The 17332-nt window shown below is 69.2% G+C and carries 19 protein-coding genes and 1 pseudogene; 17 read left to right on the top strand and 3 right to left on the bottom strand.

The window, feature by feature from the left end; translation table 11 throughout:
• The first annotated feature begins 23 nt into the window (after positions 1–23).
• The 17 genes and pseudogenes from AC3A5Z_RS11805 (at position 24) to cysE (ending at position 13308) form a co-directional block, all read left to right on the top strand.
• Entirely contained in the window at positions 24–1199 is a 1176-nt protein-coding gene (locus AC3A5Z_RS11805; protein ID WP_487519528.1) for a phage portal protein, read from the top strand.
• Positions 1196–1438, top strand: coding sequence for a GTA head formation protein, RCAP_rcc01685 family (locus tag AC3A5Z_RS11800; RefSeq protein WP_107662640.1), 243 nt, complete (start codon positions 1196–1198; stop codon positions 1436–1438). Before AC3A5Z_RS11805 ends, AC3A5Z_RS11800 begins: the two co-directional genes overlap by 4 nt.
• Positions 1439–1442: 4 nt before the next feature.
• Complete coding sequence (locus AC3A5Z_RS11795) at positions 1443–2006, top strand: HK97 family phage prohead protease (RefSeq protein WP_487519527.1); 564 nt, start codon at positions 1443–1445, stop codon at positions 2004–2006.
• Positions 2007–2031: 25 nt separating this feature from the next.
• Positions 2032–3228, top strand: coding sequence for a phage major capsid protein (locus AC3A5Z_RS11790; RefSeq protein WP_487519526.1), 1197 nt, complete (start codon positions 2032–2034; stop codon positions 3226–3228).
• 143 nt (positions 3229–3371) lie between these two features.
• Positions 3372–3971, top strand: coding sequence for a head-tail connector protein (locus AC3A5Z_RS11785; RefSeq protein ID WP_487519608.1), 600 nt, complete (start codon positions 3372–3374; stop codon positions 3969–3971).
• Positions 3968–4303, top strand: a complete 336-nt coding sequence (locus AC3A5Z_RS11780) for a head-tail adaptor protein (protein ID WP_487519525.1) — start codon at positions 3968–3970, stop codon at positions 4301–4303. Before AC3A5Z_RS11785 ends, AC3A5Z_RS11780 begins: the two co-directional genes overlap by 4 nt.
• Positions 4300–4698 (top strand): DUF3168 domain-containing protein, encoded by a 399-nt coding sequence (locus tag AC3A5Z_RS11775; RefSeq protein WP_487519524.1) that lies wholly within the window; start codon positions 4300–4302, stop codon positions 4696–4698. The genes AC3A5Z_RS11780 and AC3A5Z_RS11775 overlap by 4 nt, the downstream gene beginning before the upstream one ends.
• Positions 4699–4716: 18 nt before the next feature.
• Entirely contained in the window at positions 4717–5130 is a 414-nt protein-coding gene (locus tag AC3A5Z_RS11770; protein ID WP_487519523.1) for a phage major tail protein, TP901-1 family, read from the top strand.
• Positions 5130–5447 (top strand): gene transfer agent family protein, encoded by a 318-nt coding sequence (locus AC3A5Z_RS11765; protein WP_136793679.1) that lies wholly within the window; start codon positions 5130–5132, stop codon positions 5445–5447. Before AC3A5Z_RS11770 ends, AC3A5Z_RS11765 begins: the two co-directional genes overlap by 1 nt.
• On the top strand, positions 5444–5647 hold the full coding sequence (locus AC3A5Z_RS11760) for a rcc01693 family protein (RefSeq protein ID WP_487519522.1): 204 nt from the start codon (positions 5444–5446) through the stop codon (positions 5645–5647). Before AC3A5Z_RS11765 ends, AC3A5Z_RS11760 begins: the two co-directional genes overlap by 4 nt.
• Entirely contained in the window at positions 5634–6287 is a 654-nt protein-coding gene (locus tag AC3A5Z_RS11755) for a phage tail tape measure protein (RefSeq protein ID WP_487519521.1), read from the top strand. The genes AC3A5Z_RS11760 and AC3A5Z_RS11755 overlap by 14 nt, the downstream gene beginning before the upstream one ends.
• A gap of 4 nt (positions 6288–6291) precedes the next feature.
• On the top strand, positions 6292–6924 hold the full coding sequence (locus AC3A5Z_RS11750; RefSeq protein ID WP_487519520.1) for a phage distal tail protein, Rcc01695 family: 633 nt from the start codon (positions 6292–6294) through the stop codon (positions 6922–6924).
• Complete coding sequence (locus AC3A5Z_RS11745) at positions 6921–7802, top strand: DUF2163 domain-containing protein (RefSeq protein ID WP_487519519.1); 882 nt, start codon at positions 6921–6923, stop codon at positions 7800–7802. The genes AC3A5Z_RS11750 and AC3A5Z_RS11745 overlap by 4 nt, the downstream gene beginning before the upstream one ends.
• Positions 7799–8239, top strand: coding sequence for an NlpC/P60 family protein (locus tag AC3A5Z_RS11740; protein WP_487519518.1), 441 nt, complete (start codon positions 7799–7801; stop codon positions 8237–8239). The genes AC3A5Z_RS11745 and AC3A5Z_RS11740 overlap by 4 nt, the downstream gene beginning before the upstream one ends.
• Positions 8240–12131: pseudogene (locus tag AC3A5Z_RS11735) on the top strand (baseplate multidomain protein megatron).
• 1 nt (position 12132) lies between these two features.
• Entirely contained in the window at positions 12133–12471 is a 339-nt protein-coding gene (locus AC3A5Z_RS11730) for a DUF7742 family protein (protein ID WP_487519517.1), read from the top strand.
• A 27-nt stretch (positions 12472–12498) separates the two neighbouring features.
• The gene (gene cysE, locus AC3A5Z_RS11725; protein ID WP_487519516.1) at positions 12499–13308 is read left to right on the top strand and encodes a serine O-acetyltransferase; all 810 of its coding nucleotides are present in this window, start codon (positions 12499–12501) and stop codon (positions 13306–13308) included.
• A 69-nt stretch (positions 13309–13377) separates the two neighbouring features.
• Here cysE and AC3A5Z_RS11720 read toward each other — a convergent pair whose 3' ends face one another.
• From AC3A5Z_RS11720 to pdhA, 3 genes are read right to left on the bottom strand one after another with little or no spacing between them, the layout of a single operon-like run.
• Positions 13378–14730 (bottom strand): pyruvate dehydrogenase complex dihydrolipoamide acetyltransferase, encoded by a 1353-nt coding sequence (locus AC3A5Z_RS11720; RefSeq protein ID WP_487519515.1) that lies wholly within the window; start codon positions 14728–14730, stop codon positions 13378–13380.
• 12 nt (positions 14731–14742) lie between these two features.
• Positions 14743–16143, bottom strand: a complete 1401-nt coding sequence (locus AC3A5Z_RS11715; RefSeq protein WP_487519514.1) for a pyruvate dehydrogenase complex E1 component subunit beta — start codon at positions 16141–16143, stop codon at positions 14743–14745.
• Positions 16144–16154: 11 nt separating this feature from the next.
• Positions 16155–17144, bottom strand: coding sequence for a pyruvate dehydrogenase (acetyl-transferring) E1 component subunit alpha (gene pdhA / locus AC3A5Z_RS11710; RefSeq protein WP_444666502.1), 990 nt, complete (start codon positions 17142–17144; stop codon positions 16155–16157).
• Between the last annotated feature and the right edge of the window lie 188 nt (positions 17145–17332).

Here is a 17332-nt window from a genome sequence, read left to right as displayed (position 1 = left end):
GGACGGATCAGGAGGGTTGCGACATGGTGTTGGGGTTTCTGCGGCGGCGCGGGCCGGAGGTGGTCGAGACGAAGACCTCGGCCACCGGGCCGATGATCGCCTGGCAGGGCTCGGGGCGGGTGGTCTGGAGCCCGCGCGATGTGGGCTCGCTGACGAAGACCGGGTTTCTGGGCAATCCGATCGCCTTCCGGGCGGTGAAGCTGATCTCGGAGGCGGCCGCGGCGCTGCCTCTGGTGCTGCAGGATTGCGAGCGGCGTTTCGATCTGCATCCGCTGCTGGATCTGGTGGAGCGGCCGAACCCGGTGCAGGGGCGGGCGGATCTGCTGGAGGCGGTCTATGCGCAGCTTCTGCTGACGGGCAACGCCTATCTTGAGGCGGTGCCGGGGCTCGGCACGCTGCCGGGGGAGCTGCATGTGCTGCGCTCGGACCGGATGGCGCTGGTGCCGGGGGCGGATGGCTGGCCGGTGGCCTATGACTATACGGTGGGGGCGCGGAAGCATCGCTTTGACATGACGGGCGGCGTGGCGCCGATCTGCCATATCAAGACCTTCCATCCGCAGGACGACCACTACGGCTTTTCGCCCATGCAGGCGGCGGCGGTGGCGGTGGATGTGCATGTCAGCGCCTCGCGCTGGTCGAAGGCGCTGTTGGACAATGCGGCGCGGCCCTCGGGGGCGATCGTCTACAAGGGGCCGGACGGGCAATCCTCGCTGAGCGCGGATCAGTATGACCGGCTGGTGGGCGAGATCGAGGCGAACCATCAGGGGGCGCGCAATGCGGGGCGGCCGATGCTGCTGGAAGGTGGGCTCGACTGGAAGCCGATGGGCTTCTCGCCTTCGGACATGGAGTTCCAGAAGACCAAGGAATCGGCGGCGCGGGAGATCGCCATCGCCTTCGGCGTGCCGCCGATGCTGATGGGGATCCCGGGGGATGCGACCTATGCCAATTACCAGGAGGCGAACCGGGCCTTCTACCGGCTGACGGTGCTGCCGCTGGCGGCGAAGGTCACGGCAGCGGTGTCGCACTGGCTGGCGGGGTTCAGCGGCGAGCGGGTGATGCTGCGGCCGGATCTCGATCAGGTGCCGGCGCTGGCGGCGGAGCGCGACCAGCAGTGGATGCGGGTCGGGACGGCGGATTTCCTGACGGTGGCGGAGAAGCGGGCCCTGCTGGGCCTGCCGCGGATCGCGGAGGGCGAATGATCCAGCCGCGCAACGGGGGCTCGCGCTTCCTCTACGACAGTTTCGATGTGGCCAGCGCCCGGATCGACGCCAACGAGCGCGTCGCCGAGGAGCGCTGGAGCGCGCTGGAATACCGGCTGGGCCAGATCGAGAGCACGCTGGAGCGGCTGGAGCGCCGCATCTGGCTGGGGGTTTACGGGGTCGCCGCCTTCCTTCTGACGCAGGGGGCGGAGGCTGTGCTGAGGGCGGCGATGAGGTGAGGCGATGGGGATGAGGGACGTGTTCGGCGCGCCGGAGGTGAAGTTCCACCGGCCCGAGGCGGGGCTGGTGGTGACGGAAGGCTCGAAGGTGGAGGGCTATGCCTCGATCTTCGGCAGGCGCGACCAAGGCGGCGACGTGGTGCTGGCGGGGGCCTATGGCGGGTCGCTGGCGGCGCTGGCTGCGGCGGGGCGGCGGGTGAAGATGCTGTGGCAGCATGATCCGGGCCAGCCGATCGGGGTCTGGGACGAGGTGCGGGAAGACGCCACCGGGCTCTATGTCAAGGGGCGCATCCTGACCGAGGTGGAGCGGGGCCGCGAGGCGGCGGCGCTGCTGGCGGCGGGGGCGATCGACGGGCTGTCGATCGGCTATCGCACGCTCCGGGCGGAGCGCGATGCCAAGGGCGGCCGGGTGCTGGCCGAGGTGGAGCTTTGGGAAGTGTCGCTGGTGACCTTCCCGATGCTGGCGGAGGCGCGGGTCGCGGCCAAGGCCGAGACGCCGGGCGATTGGAACTGGCGCGATCTGGCGACGATCTTCGAGGATGCGCGCCGGGCGCTGGCCGAGGGCTGACAGGTTCACGAAAGGGAAAGACGGGATGACCGAGACGAGGACTCGGGCCGGGACAGGCATGTCCGAGGCCCGGACGCCGGTGGCGGAGGTGCAGACTGCCGTGACCGGGTTCCTGAAGGAGATCAAGGGCTTTCGGGATGAGGTGAAGTTGGTGTTGCAACAACAGGAAGAGCGTTTGACCATGCTGGATCGGAAAACCATGAGCTACGGGCGCCCGGCGCTGTCGGCGGCGGCCGAGACCGAGGCGCCGCATGTGAAGGCCTTCGACGCCTATCTGCGCTCGGGCGACGATGACGCGCTGCGCGGCCTCGTGCTGGAAGGCAAGGCGATGAGCACCGCGGTGGCGGCGGATGGCGGCTATCTGGTCGATCCGCAGACGGCAGACACCATCCGCTCGATGCTGGTCGCCACCTCGTCAATCCGGGCGGTAGCCAATGTGGTGAATGTGGATTCGTCGAGCTTCGACGTGCTGATCGACCGCACGGAAGTCGGCTCGGGCTGGGCGACGGAGGTGGCGGCGCAGGCCGAGACCTCGACGCCGACCATCGAGCGGATCTCGATCAAGCTGCACGAGTTGTCGGCCATGCCGAAGGCGAGCCAGCGGCTGCTGGACGACTCGGCCTTCGACGTGGAGGGCTGGCTGGCGGGCAAGATCGCCACGCGCTTCATCCGCGCGGAATCGGCGGCCTTCGTCAGCGGCGACGGGGTGGACAAGCCCAAGGGCTTTCTGCTGCCCGCCAAGGTCGCGAACGCCTCCTGGAGCTGGGGCAGCATCGGCTATGTCCCGACCGGGGCGGCGGCGGATTTCGCCGCGACCAATGCGGCGGATTGCATCATCAACCTGGTCTACGCGCTGGCGGCGGATTACCGGGCCAATGCGACCTTCGTGATGAATTCGAAGACTGCCGGCGCGGTGCGCAAGATGAAGGATGCCGACGGGCGCTTCCTGTGGTCGGACGGGCTGGCGGCGGCGGAGCCGGCGCGGCTGATGGGCTACCCGGTGCTGATCTGCGAGGACATGCCGGATATCGCGGCCAATGCCTATGCCATCGCCTTTGGCGATTTTTCCAGCGGCTACACCATCGCCGAGCGGCCCGACCTGCGGGTGCTGCGCGACCCGTTCTCGGCCAAGCCGCATGTGCTGTTCTATGCGAGCAAGCGGGTCGGGGGCGACGTGACCGACTTTGCCGCAATCAAGCTGCTGAAGATCGCCGTCTCCTGACCGGGGCGGCGCTGATCCGGCCCTGAGCGGCCGGAGCATGGGTGCGCATCGGGGCTCCGGCCCTCGCGCCGTCTAGCTGCTTCCTCCGTCCGAGCGACGCGGGTGTGCACCCATGAAATCTTCCGGGGGAGAGCGGGGAGTTCATCATGTTGATCGAGCAGACCACAGTGCCTGTCGCCGCCCTGCCGGTGCAGGGGCTGAAGGACCATCTGCGGCTGGGCACCGGGTTTTCCGACGACGGTCTGCAGGACGGGTTGATCGAGAGCCATCTGCGCGCGGCTCTGGCGGCGATCGAGGGGCGGATCGGCAAGGTGCTGATCGCGCGGCGCTTCCAACTGGTGCTGGAGGACTGGCGCCGCGACACCGGGCAGGCGCTGCCGGTGGCGCCGGTCTCGGCGGTGCTGTCGGTGACGCTGGTCGATGCGGCGGGCGCGGCAAGGCCGGTGCCGGCGAGCGACTGGCGGCTGGTGCCGGACATGCACCGGCCGAAGCTGATGCCGGTGGGGCTGCTGTTGCCCACGGTGCCGACCGGAGGGCGGATCGAGGTGGTGTTCGATGCGGGCTTCGGGGCTGCCTGGGCCGCGGTGCCTGCCGATCTGGCGCAGGCGGTGCTGCTGCTGGCGGCGGACTATTACGACACCCGCAGCGAGGCCGGGCTGCGCACGGCTGGGCTGCCCTTTCCGGTGGTCGCGCTGATCGAGCGCTGGCGCACGGTGCGGGTGCTGGGCGGGGGGCAGGCATGAGCGTGGAGCTGGGCCGCGCGCTGGTGCTGGAGCGGCCGGTGCGGGTGGCGGATGGTGCGGGGGGCCATGCCGAGAGCTGGGTGGCGCTCGGCACGCTCTGGGCCGAGGTGGCGCCGGGCTCGGGGCGCGACGTGGCGGGCGAGGAGGTGACGCTGGCCTCGGTCCCCTATCGGATCACGGTGCGGGCCGCGCCCTTTGGCGCGCCGTCGCGGCCGGTTGCGGGGCAGAGGTTCCGCGAGGGGGGAAGGGTCTTTGCCATCCTCGCGGTGTCGGAGCGCGATGCGGGTGGGCACTACCTGACCTGCTTTGCCCGCGAGGAGGGTCCGGCATGAGCTATGGCGTGGCGGCGGCGTTGCAGGCGGCGGTCTATCAGCGGCTGGCGGGGACGGGCGCTCTGGCGGGGGTGCCGATCCATGACGCGATCCCGCCGGGGGGCGGGAGCGGAACCTATGTGCTGCTCGGGCCGGAGGAGGTTTCGGACCAGTCGGACAAGAGCGGCGGCGGGGCGGAGCATCGTTTCGTCGTCAGCGTGATTTCGGATGCCGAGGGGTTTCTGGCGGCGAAGGCGGTCGCGGCGGCGGTGTCGGACGCGCTGGTGGATGCCGCGCTGACGCTGGTGCGGGGGCGGCTCGTCGGGCTGCGCTTCGTGCGGGCGGTGGCGAAGCGGCGCGATGCGGGCGCGGTGCGGCGGATCGATCTGACCTTCCGGGCGCGGGTCGAGGACTGAACAGGAGTGGAGAGCGAGATGGCTGTGCAGAACGGCAAGGACTTGTTGATCAAGCTGGACCTGACCGGGGACGGGCAGTTCGAGACCATCGCGGGGCTCAGGGCCACGCGGATCAGCTTCAACGCGGAGGCGGTCGATGTGACCTCGCTGGAAAGCCAAGGCGGCTGGCGCGAGCTGCTGGGCGGCGCGGGGGTGAAATCGGCCTCGATCTCGGGCTCGGGGGTGTTTCGCGATGCGGGCACCGACGAGCGGGCGCGGCAGATCTTCTTCGACGGCGAGGTGCCGGATTTCCAGGTCATCATCCCGAGCTTCGGCGTGGTGCAGGGGCCGTTCATGATCACGGCGGTGGATTACGCCGGGAGCCACAACGGCGAGGCGACCTATGAGCTGACGCTGGCCTCGGCGGGCATGCTGAGCTTCACGGCGCTCTGATGGCGAATCCCTGGGCGGGAGAGGTGGCGATCTGGCTCGATGGCCAGCGTCATGTCGGCAAGCTGACGCTGGGGGCGCTGGCGGAGCTGGAGGCGGCGCTGGAGACGGGCTCGCTGGTCGATCTGGTGGAGCGGTTCGAGGGCGGGCGGTTCTCCACCCGCGACGTGCTGGCGCTGCTGGTGGCGGGGTTGCGCGGCGGGGGCTGGCAGGGGACGGCGGCGGATCTGCGCACGGTGGAGATCGGCGGCGGGCCGGTGGAGGCGGCGCGGGCGGCGGCGGAGATGCTGGCGCGGGCCTTTGCGGTGCCGGGAGAGTGAGCGGGATCGACTGGGCCGGGCTGATGCGGGTCGGGCTGACCGGGCTGCGGCTGTCGCCCGAGGCGTTCTGGCGGCTGACGCCGGTGGAGTTGCGGATGCTGCTGGGGATCGATGCGGTGGCCCCCCTGACCCGCGCGCGGCTCGACGAGCTGGCGCGCGCGTTCCCCGATGCGAGGAGGACGGGTGATGGCGCGGATTGAGGAGCTGGAGGATCAGGTGGCGGCGCTAGAGGCGAGCCTCGGCGGGGCCGTGGGCGTGGCGCAGGCCTTCGAGGGCGAGCTGTCGCGGATGCGCGAGTCCATGGTCTTCACCGGGCGCGAGGTGGACCGGCTGTCGACCGGCATCGGCTACGGGCTGCGGCGGGCCTTCGATGGGCTGGTCTTCGACGGGATGAAGTTGTCGGAGGCGCTGGAGGGCGTGGCGCGGACGATGATGGACACGGTCTATGCCGTGGCGATGAAGCCGGTGCAGGCAGCGGTGGGCGGGCTCATGGCCAGCGGGCTCAACGCGCTGATGAGCAGCGCGATGCCCTTTGCCAAGGGGGGTGCCTTTTCGGAGGGGCGCGTGATGCCCTTTGCGCGCGGCGGCGTGGTGGCTGGAGCGACGGAGTTTCCGATGCGCGGCGGGCGCGGGGTGATGGGCGAGGCCGGGCCGGAGGCGATCCTGCCCTTGGCGCGGGGCGCGGACGGGCGGCTCGGCGTGCAGATGGCGGGCGGCGGGCAGGCGGTGACGGTGGTGATGAACGTGACCACGCCGGATGTGCAGGGCTTTCAGCGCAGTCAGGGCCAGATCGCGGCGCAGATGGGCCGGGCCTTGGCGCGCGGCCAGAGGAACAGGTGAGAGCATGGGATTTCACGAGGTTCGCTTTCCCGCCAACCTGAGCTTCGGCTCGGTCGGGGGACCGGAGCGGCGCACGGAGATCGTGACGCTGGCCAACGGATTCGAGGAGCGCAACACGCCTTGGGCGCATTCGCGCAGGTGGTATGACGCGGGGGTGGGGCTGCGCTCGCTCGACGATGTCGAGGCGCTGATCGCCTTCTTCGAGGCGCGGCGCGGGCAGATGTTCGGCTTTCGCTGGAAGGACTGGGCGGATTACAAATCCTGCGCCGCGTCGAAGACCATCGGGCCGCAGGATCAGCTGATCGGCCATGGCGACGGGGTGCGGACGGTGTTCGCCCTGACCAAGACCTATCTCTCGGGCGCCGAAAGCTATGTGCGCCCGGTGGCAAAGCCGGTGGTTGGCACGGTGCGGGTGGCGGTGGCGGGCGATCCGAAGGTGGACACCGAGGAGTTCTGGGTCGATCCGGCGACGGGGGCGGTGACCTTCGCCGTGCCGCCCGATCTCGGGACGGCGGTGACGGCGGGGTTCGAATTCGATGTGCCGGTGCGGTTCGACACCGACCGCATCCAGACCTCGGTCGCCTCGTTCCAGGCGGGGGATGTGCCCAACGTGCCGGTGGTCGAGGTGCGGCTGTGAGTGCCGAGGCGCTTTACGCACATCTGGAAAGCGGCTCGACCACGGTCTGCCGCGCCTGGGCGGTGGTGCGGCGGGATGGGGCGGTGTTCGGCTTTACCGATCATGACCGCGATCTGAGCTTCGATGGCATCCTGTTCCGGGCCGACAGCGGGCTGACGGCGCGGAGCCTGCAGCAGACGACGGGGCTCTCGGTCGACAACTCCGAGGCGCTGGGGGCGCTGTCGGATGCGGCGGTGACCGAGGCCGATCTGCTGGCGGGGCGGTTCGACGGGGCGGAGGTGCGCTGCTGGCTGGTCAATTGGGCGAAGGTCGGCGCGCGGGTGCTGCAGTTCCGCGGCAGCCTTGGTGAGATCGTCCGGTCGGGCGGGGCGTTCCGGGCGGAGCTGCGCGGGCTGACCGAGGCGCTGAACCAGCCGCAGGGCCGGGTCTATCAGCGCGACTGCACGGCGATCCTCGGTGATGCCGGATGCCGCTTCGATCTGGGGCAGGCGGGATTCGTGGCGGAGCGACTGGTGGAAGGGGTGGAGGAGCGGGTGCTGTTCCGGTTCACCGACTTCACCGGTTTCGACGACCGCTGGTTCGAGAAGGGGCGGCTGACGGTGCTGAACGGGGACGCTGCGGGGATCGTCGGCATCGTCAAGAACGACCGGCTGAGCGCCGAGGGGCGGGTGGTGGAGCTGTGGCAGGCGATCGGGCCTGAGGTGCGGCCGGGCGATCTGGTGCGGGTGGAGGCGGGCTGCGACCGCAGGTTCGACACCTGTCGGCTGAAGTTCGGCAATCAGCGCAACTTCCGCGGCTTCCCGCATATTCCCGGAGAGGACTGGCTTGCGGCCTATCCGAGTTCAGCCAGCGTGAACGACGGCGGGAGCCTCGGATGAGCGGGGCGCTGGTGGTTGCCGAGGCGCGGCGCTGGATCGGCACGCCCTATGTGCATCAGGGAGCGGTGCGGGGGGCGGGGACGGATTGCCTCGGGCTGCTGCGCGGGGTCTGGCGGGCGCTCTGCGGGCCGGAGCCGGAGCCGGTGCCGGCCTATACCCGCGACTGGGCCGAGCCCGCGGGGGCCGAGGTGCTGCTGGCGGCGGCGGAGCGCTGGCTGCGGCGCAAGACCGGCGGCACACCTGAGGCGGGTGAGGTGCTGCTGTTCCGGATGCGCGAGGGGGCGGTGGCCAAGCATCTGGGCATTCTCGCGCGGACCGGGCCGGAGGCGAGTTTCATCCATGCCTATAGCGGGCATGGCGTGATCGAGAGCCCGCTCTCCGCCGCCTGGGCACGGCGGATCGCGGCGCGTTTCGACTTTCCCACAGGAGCAGAGTGAATGGCGACCTTGTTGCTTTCCGCGGCCGGCTCGGCGCTTGGCGCGGGGTTCGGCGGCAGCGTGCTGGGGCTTTCCGGTGCGGTGATCGGCCGGGCCATCGGCGCGACGCTGGGGCAGGTCATCGACCAGCGGCTGCTCGGCGCGGGATCGGACGTCGTGCAGACCGGGCGGGTGGATCGGTTCCGGCTGACGGGGGCCAGCGAAGGCGCTGCGGTGGCGCAGGTCTTCGGGCGGGTGCGGCTGGGCGGGCAGGTGATCTGGGCGACGCGCTTTCTGGAAAGTGCGACGACCAGCGGCGGCGGCAAGGGCGCACCGCGACCGATGACGGTGAGTTTCTCCTATACGGTCAGCCTCGCCATCGCGCTTTGCGAGGGCGAGATCATGCGGGTCGGGCGGATCTGGGCCGATGGGGCCGAGGTGCTGCCGGCGCAGCTGAACCTGCGGGTCTACACCGGGGCGGAGGATCAGCAGCCCGACCCGAAAATCGAGGCGGTCGAGGGGGCGGGGATGGCCCCGGCTTACCGCGGCATCGCCTATGTGGTGCTGGAGGATCTGGAGCTTGGGCAGTTCGGCAACCGGGTGCCGCAGTTTTCGTTCGAGGTGTTCCGCGCGGCGCAGGGGGAGTTTGCCGAGGAGGTGATGGACCTGAGCCGCGCGGTGCGGGCGGTGGCGCTGATCCCGGGGACGGGGGAATATGCGCTCGCCACGACGGCGCTGCATGTGAATGACGGGCTCGGGGTGAATGCGCCGGTCAATGTGCATGCGCCCTCGGGGCGGACCGACATCTCGACGGCTCTGGTGCAGCTGACCGAAGAATTGCCGAACTGTCGTTCGGTTTCGCTGGTGGTGTCGTGGTTCGGCGACGATCTGCGCTGCGGACAGTGCGAGGTGAAGCCGAAGGTCGAGCCGCAGTCGCTGGATGCCGAGGGCATGGCATGGGAGGTGGCGGGGCTTAATCGGGCGGGGGCGGCGCGGGTGGCGCTGGCCGAGGGGCGCCTGGTCTATGGCGGTACGCCCGCCGATGCCTCGGTGATCGAGGCGATCCGGGCGATCCGCGAGGCCCGGCAGGAGGTGATGTTCTATCCCTTCGTGCTGATGGACCAATTGCCGGGCAATGGCCTGCCCGACCCGTGGACCGGCGCGGCGGATCAGCCGTCGCTGCCGTGGCGCGGGCGGATCACGCTTTCACAGGCGCCGGGGCGCGAGGGCACGCCCGACCGCAGTGCGGCGGCGGCGGCGGAGGTGGCGGCGTTCTTCGGCAGCGCGGCGGCCGGGGATTTCGAGGTCGAGGAGGGCGAGCTGGTCTATAGCGGGCCGGAGGAGTGGCGGTATCGGCGCTTCGCGCTGCATTGCGCGCATCTGTGCGTGATGGCGGGTGGGGTTGATGCCTTCTGCATCGGGTCGGAACTGCGCGGGCTGACGCAGATCCGCGGCGCGGAGGACAGCTTTCCCGCCGTGGAGGCGCTGCGCGCGCTGGCGGCCGATCTGCGCGCGATCCTCGGGCCGGGGACGAAGTTGACCTATGCCGCCGACTGGTCGGAGCATGCCACCTATCAGGCCGATGGGAACCTCTATTTCCATCTCGATCCGCTCTGGTCGGATGCCAATATCGACTTCATCGGCATCGACAATTACATGCCGCTGGCCGATTGGCGGGATGGCGAGGACCATGCCGATGCGGGCTGGGGAGCGATCTACGATCTGGGCTATCTGAAGGCCAATATCGCCGGGGGCGAGGGGTTCGACTGGTTCTACGACTCGCCCGAGGGCGAGGCGGCGCAGCGGCGCAAGCCGATCGAGGACAAGGCGCATGGCGAGCCCTGGGTCTACCGCTACAAGGATCTGAAGAGCTGGTGGTCCTCGGCCCACCATCCGCGGATCGGCGGCGACCGTGCTGCGGTGCCGACGGCGTGGGAGCCGCAATCCAAGCCGATCCGCTTCACCGAATACGGCTGTGCCGCGATCGACAAGGGGGCCAACCAGCCGAACCGCTTCCTCGATCCGAAGTCGTCGGAGTCGCTGCTGCCGCGCGCGTCGAACGGGCGGCGGGACGATCTGATGCAGATGCAGTATCTGCGGGCGATGGCCGAGTTCTGGGACGATCCGGCGCAGAACCCGCGCTCCGCGATCTATGACGGGCGGATGGTCGATGCCGGGCGGATGCATGTCTGGACTTGGGACGCACGGCCCTTTCCGCAGTTTCCCAACCTGCTCGACGTCTGGGGCGATGGCGAGAACTACGGGCGCGGGCATTGGCTGACCGGGCGGGCCAGCTCGCAGGCGCTGGCCTCGGTCGTGGCGGAGATCTGCGAGCGGTCGGGGGTCAGGGCCTTCGATGTCTCGGCGCTCTACGGGGTGGTGCATGGCTATGCGGTGGCCGAGCTCGGCAGCGCGCGGGCCGCGCTGCAGCCGCTGATGCTGGCCTACGGTTTCGAGGCGGTGGAGCGCGGGGGGCTTCTGGTGTTTCGCATGCGGGACGGGCGCAGCCGCGGCGCGCTCGATCCCGAGCGGCTGGCGCTGAGCGAGGAGATCGACGGGATCACCGAGACCGCCCGGGCTGCCGAGGCGGAGATGGCCGGGCGGGTGCGGCTTGGCTATGTCGAGGCCGAGGGAGATTACGCGGTCCGGCAGGCGGAGGCGGTGTTTCCCGACGAGGATAGCCTCGGCGTGTCGCAGAGCGATCTGCCGCTGGTGCTGACCCCCGCCGAGGCGCGCGGGACGGTGGAGCGCTGGCTCTCCGAGGCGCGGGTGGCGCGGGACACGGCGCGCTTTGCCCTGCCACCCTCGGCGCTGGCTTGGGGAGCGGGCGATGTGGTGGAACTGGACGGCACGCGCTACCGCATCGACCGTATCGAGAGCGGGGCGTCGCAGCTGGTGGAGGCCGTGCGGGTGGAACCGGGGGTCTATCGGCCGAGCGACGCCGCCGAGGAGCGCGCGGTCCCCAGGCCCTTCGTGCCGCCGGTGCCGGTGTTTTCGCTGTTTCTCGACCTGCCTTCTGCTTCTGGGCGGCGAGGTGCCGCATGCGCCGCATGTCGCGGTGACGGCGACGCCCTGGCCCGGCTCGGTCGCGGTCTGGAGCGCTGCCGAGGATGCGGGCTATCAGCTGAACCGGCTGCTCGCGGTCTCGGCGGTGATCGGCGAGACCAAGACGGTGCTGCGGGCGGCGCGGGCGGGGCTCTGGGACAGGGGCGAGCCGCTGCGGGTGAAGGTCTATGGCGGGGCGCTGGCCTCGGCTTCCCCGCTCGCGGTGCTGAACGGGGCCAATGCCATGGCCATCGGCGACGGATCGCCCGGCCGCTGGGAGATCTTCCAGTTTGCGCAGGCGACGCTGATCGGGCCGCAGCTCTACGATCTGACGCTGCGCCTGCGCGGGCAGAAGGGCAGCGATGCGGTGATGCCGGAGAGCTGGCCGATCGGCAGCTTCGTGGTGCTGCTGAGCCCGCAGGTGCCGCAGATCGAGCTGCCGAGTGCAGCGCGTGGCCTCGCGCGGCACTACCGGATCGGGGGGGCGGGGCGCAGCTACGATGACCCTTCGGTGATGCATCTCGTCGCGGCCTTCGACGGGATCGGGCTCCGGCCCTATGCCCCGGTGCACCTGCGGGCCGAGCGGCAGGCGAATGGCGATCTGCGGATCACATGGCGGCGGCGCACCCGGATCGACGGAGACAGCTGGCAATCGCAGGAGGTGCCCCTCGGCGAGGCGCGCGAGGCCTATGCGCTGCGGGTGACGCGCGAAGGCGCGATTCTGCGCAAGGCCAGCGTGGAGAGCCCGGTCTGGATCTACAGCGCGTCGCAGCAGGCAGCCGATGGTGGCGGTGCGCTTAGGGTCGAGGTGGCACAGGTCTCGGAAAGTTTCGGCAACGGCCCGTTCCGCGCGCTGAGCCTGCCATGAGATGCGGACAGTGCTTCTGGCCGATATCGTGACGGTGGCGCGGGTGCTGATGGCGCTTCCCGTGGCGGAGCGGAAGACCACGCTCGACCTTCTCTTCTACCGCGCCCATGCGGCGCATGCGGTCATGAAGCGGCTCAGGCGGGCGCATCCCCTCTGGGGCTGCGGCAGTCTCGGTTCGGCCACGGCGGGGATGCCGCGGCGGCGCGAGCCTTTCGCCACCGATCCCGACTATCTTGCGGCGCTGGGGCTCGTCATCGCGGCACTGGCGGCGCGGCAGGGACGAAAGGCGGAGCGGCGCGCCCGCCCTCTTGGACTGTCGCCGCCGCCACCTATGTGCTAATCTTCAGTCGTGAACGGAGGACCAGCCATGGCCGAAACCAAACCCCGTGTGTCAACTGTCGATCCGGTCTGGCAGCGCATCTGCGAGGAGGCCGTGGCGGCCATTCAGGCGGAGCCGCTGCTCGGCGGGCTGATCCATTCCAGCCTGCTGCACCACCCGTCGATGGAACGGGCGCTGGCCTACCGCTTCTCGCTGAAGCTGGCTTCGGGCGAGATGAGCGAGCAGATCCTGCGCGAGATCGCCGACGAGGCCTTCGCCCGCGAGCCCGATCTGGGCCAGATGGCGCGGGCCGACATCATGGCCGTGTTCGAGCGCGATCCCGCCTGCCACCGCTTCCTCCAGCCCCTGCTGTTTTTCAAGGGCTATCAGGCGGTGCAGGCTTACCGCATCGGTCATTGGCTCTGGACCCAAGGGCGGATCGACCTGGCCTATTTCGTGCAGATGCGGGTGTCGGAAGCCTTCGGCGTCGATATTCACCCGGCGGCGCAGGTCGGGCGCGGGCTGATGATCGACCACGCGCATTCCATTGTCATCGGCGAGACGGCGGTGGTGGGCGACAATGTCTCGATGCTGCATTCGGTGACGCTGGGCGGCACCGGCAAGGAAGACGGCGACCGGCATCCCAAGATCGGCAACGGCGTGCTGATCGGGGCAGGAGCCAAGGTGCTGGGCAACATTCACGTCGGCCATTGCAGCCGCATCGCGGCCGGGTCGGTGGTGCTGCATGACGTGCCGCCCTGCTCGACCGTGGCCGGCGTTCCGGCGCGGGTGGTGGGCGAGGCGGGCTGTGCGCAGCCCTCGGTCACCATGGACCAGCTGATTGCCGGTCAGGTCTGAGAAAACCTCTCGAATGAAAACGGCCCGGAGCGCACGCTCCGGGCCGTTTTTTCATATCCGGAAGCCGGTTCAGGCCAGCATCGCCATCGGGTTCTCGAGGTTCTCGACGATGGCCTTGAGGAACTCCGCCCCCAACGCGCCGTCGATCACCCGGTGATCGACCGAGAGCGTCATCGACATCACGGTGGCCACCGTGACCTCGCTGCCCTTCACCACCGGCTTCTTCACCCCGGCGCCGACCGCGAGGATCGAGCCGTGCGGCGGGTTGATCACCGCGTCGAAGTTGTCGATCCCGAACATCCCGAGATTGGAGATCGCGAAGCTGCCGCCCTGATACTCATGCGGCGCCAGCTTGCGGGTCTTGGCGCGGGCGGCCAGATCCTTCATCTCCGCCGACAGGGCCGAGAGCGTCTTCTGATGCGCGTCGCGCAGCACCGGGGTAAAGAGCCCGCCTTCGATTGCCACCGCCACCGCCACATCCGACGGCTTCAGCCGCAGGATGCGGTCGCCGGCCCAGACGGCATTGGCATTGGGCACCGCCTGCAGCGCCAGCGCGCAGGCCTTGATGATGAAGTCGTTCACCGACAGCTTCACCCCCCGGCCTTCGAGCTGGGCGTTCAGCTCGGCACGGAACTTCATCAGCGCATCGAGCTGCACGTCGCGGCGCAGATAGAAATGCGGGATGGTCTGCTTGGCCTCGGTGAGACGCGCGGCAATGGTCTTGCGCATCCCGTCGAGCGTCACCGTCTCGTAGTCGCGGTCGGCGAACATCTTGGCGACGGCCTCGGCCGAGGCGCCTGCCGGCATGGCCGAGGGGGCAGGGGTCGCAGGCGCTGCTGCCGGGGTCGCCGCTTCGGCCTTGGCCGCCGCAGGCGCCGCTGCCGAGGGCTGGGCCCCCTCGACATCCGCCTTCACGATCCGCCCATGCGGGCCGGAGCCCTTCACGGCCGTCAGGTCCAGACCCTTCTCGCGCGCGATGCGCCGGGCCAGCGGCGAGGCGAAGACCCGCGCCCCCGAGGAGGCCTTCGCCTCCGGCGCCGCAGGCTTCTCGGCCGGTTTCTCGGCGGGCGCCGCCTTGGACTGGGCCGGGGCGGCTTGATCCGCAGGCTCTTCCGCTGGCGGGACCTTCTTCTCCGACACCACGTCGCCGCCCTTGGCCGGCGCCGCATCGGCGTCCTCGCCTTCCTCCAGCATCACGGCGATGGGGGTGTTCACCTTCACCCCGGAGGTGCCTTCGGCGATCAGCAGCTTGCCGACGATCCCCTCATCGACCGCCTCGAACTCCATCGTCGCCTTGTCGGTCTCGATCTCGGCGAGGATCTGGCCCGACTTGACCGCATCCCCCTCCTTGACCAGCCATTTCGCCAGCGTGCCTTCCTCCATCGTCGGAGACAGCGCGGGCATCAGAACTTCGGTTGCCATGGGCTTGCCTCCTCAGCGGTAGCAGACGGATTTGACGGCTTCGACGACTTCCGCCGTCGTCACCAGCGCGAGCTTTTCGAGATTCGCCGCATAGGGCATCGGCACGTCCTTGCCGGTGAGGTTCAGCACCGGGGCGTCGAGATAGTCGAAGGCCCGCTGCATGATCGTCGCCGAGAGGTGGTTGCCGATGGAGCCCACCGGCCAGCCCTCTTCCACCGTGACGCAGCGGTTGGTCTTCTTCACCGACTCGAGCACCGTGTCATAGTCGATGGGCCGCAGCGTGCGCAGGTCGATGACCTCGGCGCTGATGCCGTCCTCGGCCAGCTTCTCCGCCGCTTCCAGCGCATAGGTCATGCCGATGCCGAAGCTGACGATGGTCACATCCGTGCCGTCGCGCCAGATCTTCGCCTTGCCGAATGGGATGGTGAAATCGTCGAGCACCGGCACCTCGAAGGAGCGGCCGTAGAGGATCTCGTTCTCGAGGAAGATCACCGGGTTCGGATCGCGGATCGCCTGCTTCAACAGACCCTTCGCATCGGCGGCCGAATAGGGCATCACCACCTTCAGCCCCGGGATCTGCGCATACCAGGCGGCATAGTCCTGGCTGTGCTGCGCGCCGACGCGGGCCGCCGCGCCGTTCGGGCCGCGGAACACGATCGGGCAGCCCATCTGGCCGCCGGACATGTAGAGCGTCTTCGCCGCCGAGTTCAGGATCTGGTCCATCGCCTGCATGGCGAAGTTGAAGGTCATGAACTCGACGATCGGGTTCAGCCCGCCGAAGGCCGCGCCGACCGCGATGCCGGCGAAGCCGTGCTCGGTGATCGGCGTGTCCACCACGCGCTTCGGCCCGAACTCGTCGAGCAGGCCTTGGCTGATCTTGTAGGCGCCCTGATACTCGCCCACCTCTTCGCCCATCAGGAAGACGCGGTCATTGCCGCGCATCTCTTCCGCCATGGCCTCGCGCAGCGCCTCACGCACGGTCATCGTCTTCATCGCCGTGCCTTCGGGCCAGTCCGGCGAGACCGGGGGCTTCGCGGGCACCGCCGAACCGGGCGAGGAGACCAGCGGCTCGTCGACCGCCTTGCCTTCCGATCCTTCCGGCTGTTCGGGCTGCTTCTCGACGCTGGCCGAGGGAGCCGCGGCCTTTTCCGGCGCGGCGTCGGCGCTCTCGCCTTCCTCCAGCATCACCGCGATCGGCGTGTTCACCTTCACGCCCGAGGTGCCTTCGGCGACCAGCAGCTTGCCGACGATCCCCTCGTCCACCGCCTCGAATTCCATCGTGGCCTTGTCGGTCTCGATCTCGGCGAGGATCTGGCCGCTTTTCACCGCGTCGCCTTCCTTCACCAGCCACTTGGCCAGCGTGCCCTCTTCCATCGTCGGCGAGAGCGCGGGCATCAGTACTTCGGTTGCCATGGGTTCTCTCCTCAGGCGTAGATGTCGGTCCAGAGTTCCTCGAGCGCAGGCTCGGGGCTCTCCTTGGCGAAGTCGGCGGACTCGTTCACCACGGCCTTGATGTCGCGGTCGACGGCTTTCAGATCCTCGTCCGAGGCATGGCCGCCCTGCAGCAGCATGTCGCGCACATGCTCGATGGCGTCCTTCTCGTCGCGCATCTTCTGCACCTCCTCGCGGGTCCGGTATTTCGCCGGGTCCGACATCGAGTGGCCGCGGTAGCGGTAGGTCATCATCTCGAGGATATAGGGGCCCTCGCCGGCGCGGCAGGCGGCAACCGCCTTCTCGCCGGCAGCCTTCACCGCCAGCACGTCCATGCCGTCGACAGCCTCGCCCTTGATGCCATAGGCGGCGCCACGCTCCCAGAGCGAGGGCGACTTGGTGGAGCGCTTCACGCTCGTGCCCATGGCGTACTGGTTGTTCTCGATGACGAAGACGACCGGCAGGTTCCACAGCTCGGCCATGTTGTAGGTCTCGTAGACCTGACCCTGGTTCGCCGCGCCGTCGCCGAAATAGGCGAAGGTCACGTTGTCATTGCCCAGATACTTGTCGGCGAAGGCAAGCCCCGCGCCCAGCGGCACCTGCGCGCCGACGATGCCGTGGCCGCCGTAGAAATGCTTCTCCTTGGAGAACATGTGCATCGAGCCGCCCTTGCCCTTGGAGTAGCCCCCCTCGCGCCCGGTCAGCTCGGCCATCACCCCCTTGGGGTCCATGCCGCAGGCCAGCATGTGCCCGTGGTCGCGGTAGGAGGTGATCCGCTTGTCGCCTTCCTTGGCGGCGGCCTCGAGCCCGACGACCACGGCTTCCTGGCCGATGTAGAGATGGCAGAAGCCGCCGATCAGGCCCATGCCGTAGAGCTGCCCGGCCTTTTCCTCGAATCGTCGGATCAGGAGCATCTCGCGGTAGTAGGTCAGCAATTCGTCTTTCGAGACGTTGGATTTCTCCGGCGATTTCTTGGTGGCCATGCAGGCTCCTCCCGTCGCAGACAAGTAGTTTAATGCTGAACTATCTTTAGCGTATCGGAAAGCATTGGGCGAGAGCAAACTGAGAGCCGCTCCGGTGGCCTCAGACCGGCGATCCGCCACCACGGATTTTCTGCGAAAATCCCCCCAGGCGCGTTTTCTGCGAAAACGCTTCCTCCCGATCTTTCGCA

Source organism: Cereibacter sp. Soil_C_27 (assembly GCF_057657095.1).
The sequence above is the reverse complement of the archived record's forward strand: the minus strand, read 5'-3'. Positions and strand labels throughout refer to the sequence as shown.

What these genes read in the sequence shown, in the direction of transcription:
- AC3A5Z_RS11800 (WP_107662640.1), top strand. Translation starts at nt 1,196, where the DNA reads ATGATCCAGCCGCGCAACGGGGGCTCGCGCTTCCTCTACGACAGTTTC.
- AC3A5Z_RS11720 (WP_487519515.1), bottom strand. Translation starts at nt 14,730, where the DNA reads ATGGCAACCGAAGTTCTGATGCCCGCGCTGTCTCCGACGATGGAGGAA.
- pdhA (WP_444666502.1), bottom strand. Translation starts at nt 17,144, where the DNA reads ATGGCCACCAAGAAATCGCCGGAGAAATCCAACGTCTCGAAAGACGAA.
- AC3A5Z_RS11775 (WP_487519524.1), top strand. Translation starts at nt 4,300, where the DNA reads ATGAGCTATGGCGTGGCGGCGGCGTTGCAGGCGGCGGTCTATCAGCGG.
- AC3A5Z_RS11730 (WP_487519517.1), top strand. Translation starts at nt 12,133, where the DNA reads ATGCGGACAGTGCTTCTGGCCGATATCGTGACGGTGGCGCGGGTGCTG.
- AC3A5Z_RS11750 (WP_487519520.1), top strand. Translation starts at nt 6,292, where the DNA reads ATGGGATTTCACGAGGTTCGCTTTCCCGCCAACCTGAGCTTCGGCTCG.
- AC3A5Z_RS11790 (WP_487519526.1), top strand. Translation starts at nt 2,032, where the DNA reads ATGACCGAGACGAGGACTCGGGCCGGGACAGGCATGTCCGAGGCCCGG.
- AC3A5Z_RS11780 (WP_487519525.1), top strand. Translation starts at nt 3,968, where the DNA reads ATGAGCGTGGAGCTGGGCCGCGCGCTGGTGCTGGAGCGGCCGGTGCGG.
- AC3A5Z_RS11740 (WP_487519518.1), top strand. Translation starts at nt 7,799, where the DNA reads ATGAGCGGGGCGCTGGTGGTTGCCGAGGCGCGGCGCTGGATCGGCACG.
- AC3A5Z_RS11755 (WP_487519521.1), top strand. Translation starts at nt 5,634, where the DNA reads ATGGCGCGGATTGAGGAGCTGGAGGATCAGGTGGCGGCGCTAGAGGCG.
- AC3A5Z_RS11795 (WP_487519527.1), top strand. Translation starts at nt 1,443, where the DNA reads ATGGGGATGAGGGACGTGTTCGGCGCGCCGGAGGTGAAGTTCCACCGG.
- cysE (WP_487519516.1), top strand. Translation starts at nt 12,499, where the DNA reads ATGGCCGAAACCAAACCCCGTGTGTCAACTGTCGATCCGGTCTGGCAG.
- AC3A5Z_RS11765 (WP_136793679.1), top strand. Translation starts at nt 5,130, where the DNA reads ATGGCGAATCCCTGGGCGGGAGAGGTGGCGATCTGGCTCGATGGCCAG.
- AC3A5Z_RS11805 (WP_487519528.1), top strand. Translation starts at nt 24, where the DNA reads ATGGTGTTGGGGTTTCTGCGGCGGCGCGGGCCGGAGGTGGTCGAGACG.
- AC3A5Z_RS11715 (WP_487519514.1), bottom strand. Translation starts at nt 16,143, where the DNA reads ATGGCAACCGAAGTACTGATGCCCGCGCTCTCGCCGACGATGGAAGAG.
- AC3A5Z_RS11770 (WP_487519523.1), top strand. Translation starts at nt 4,717, where the DNA reads ATGGCTGTGCAGAACGGCAAGGACTTGTTGATCAAGCTGGACCTGACC.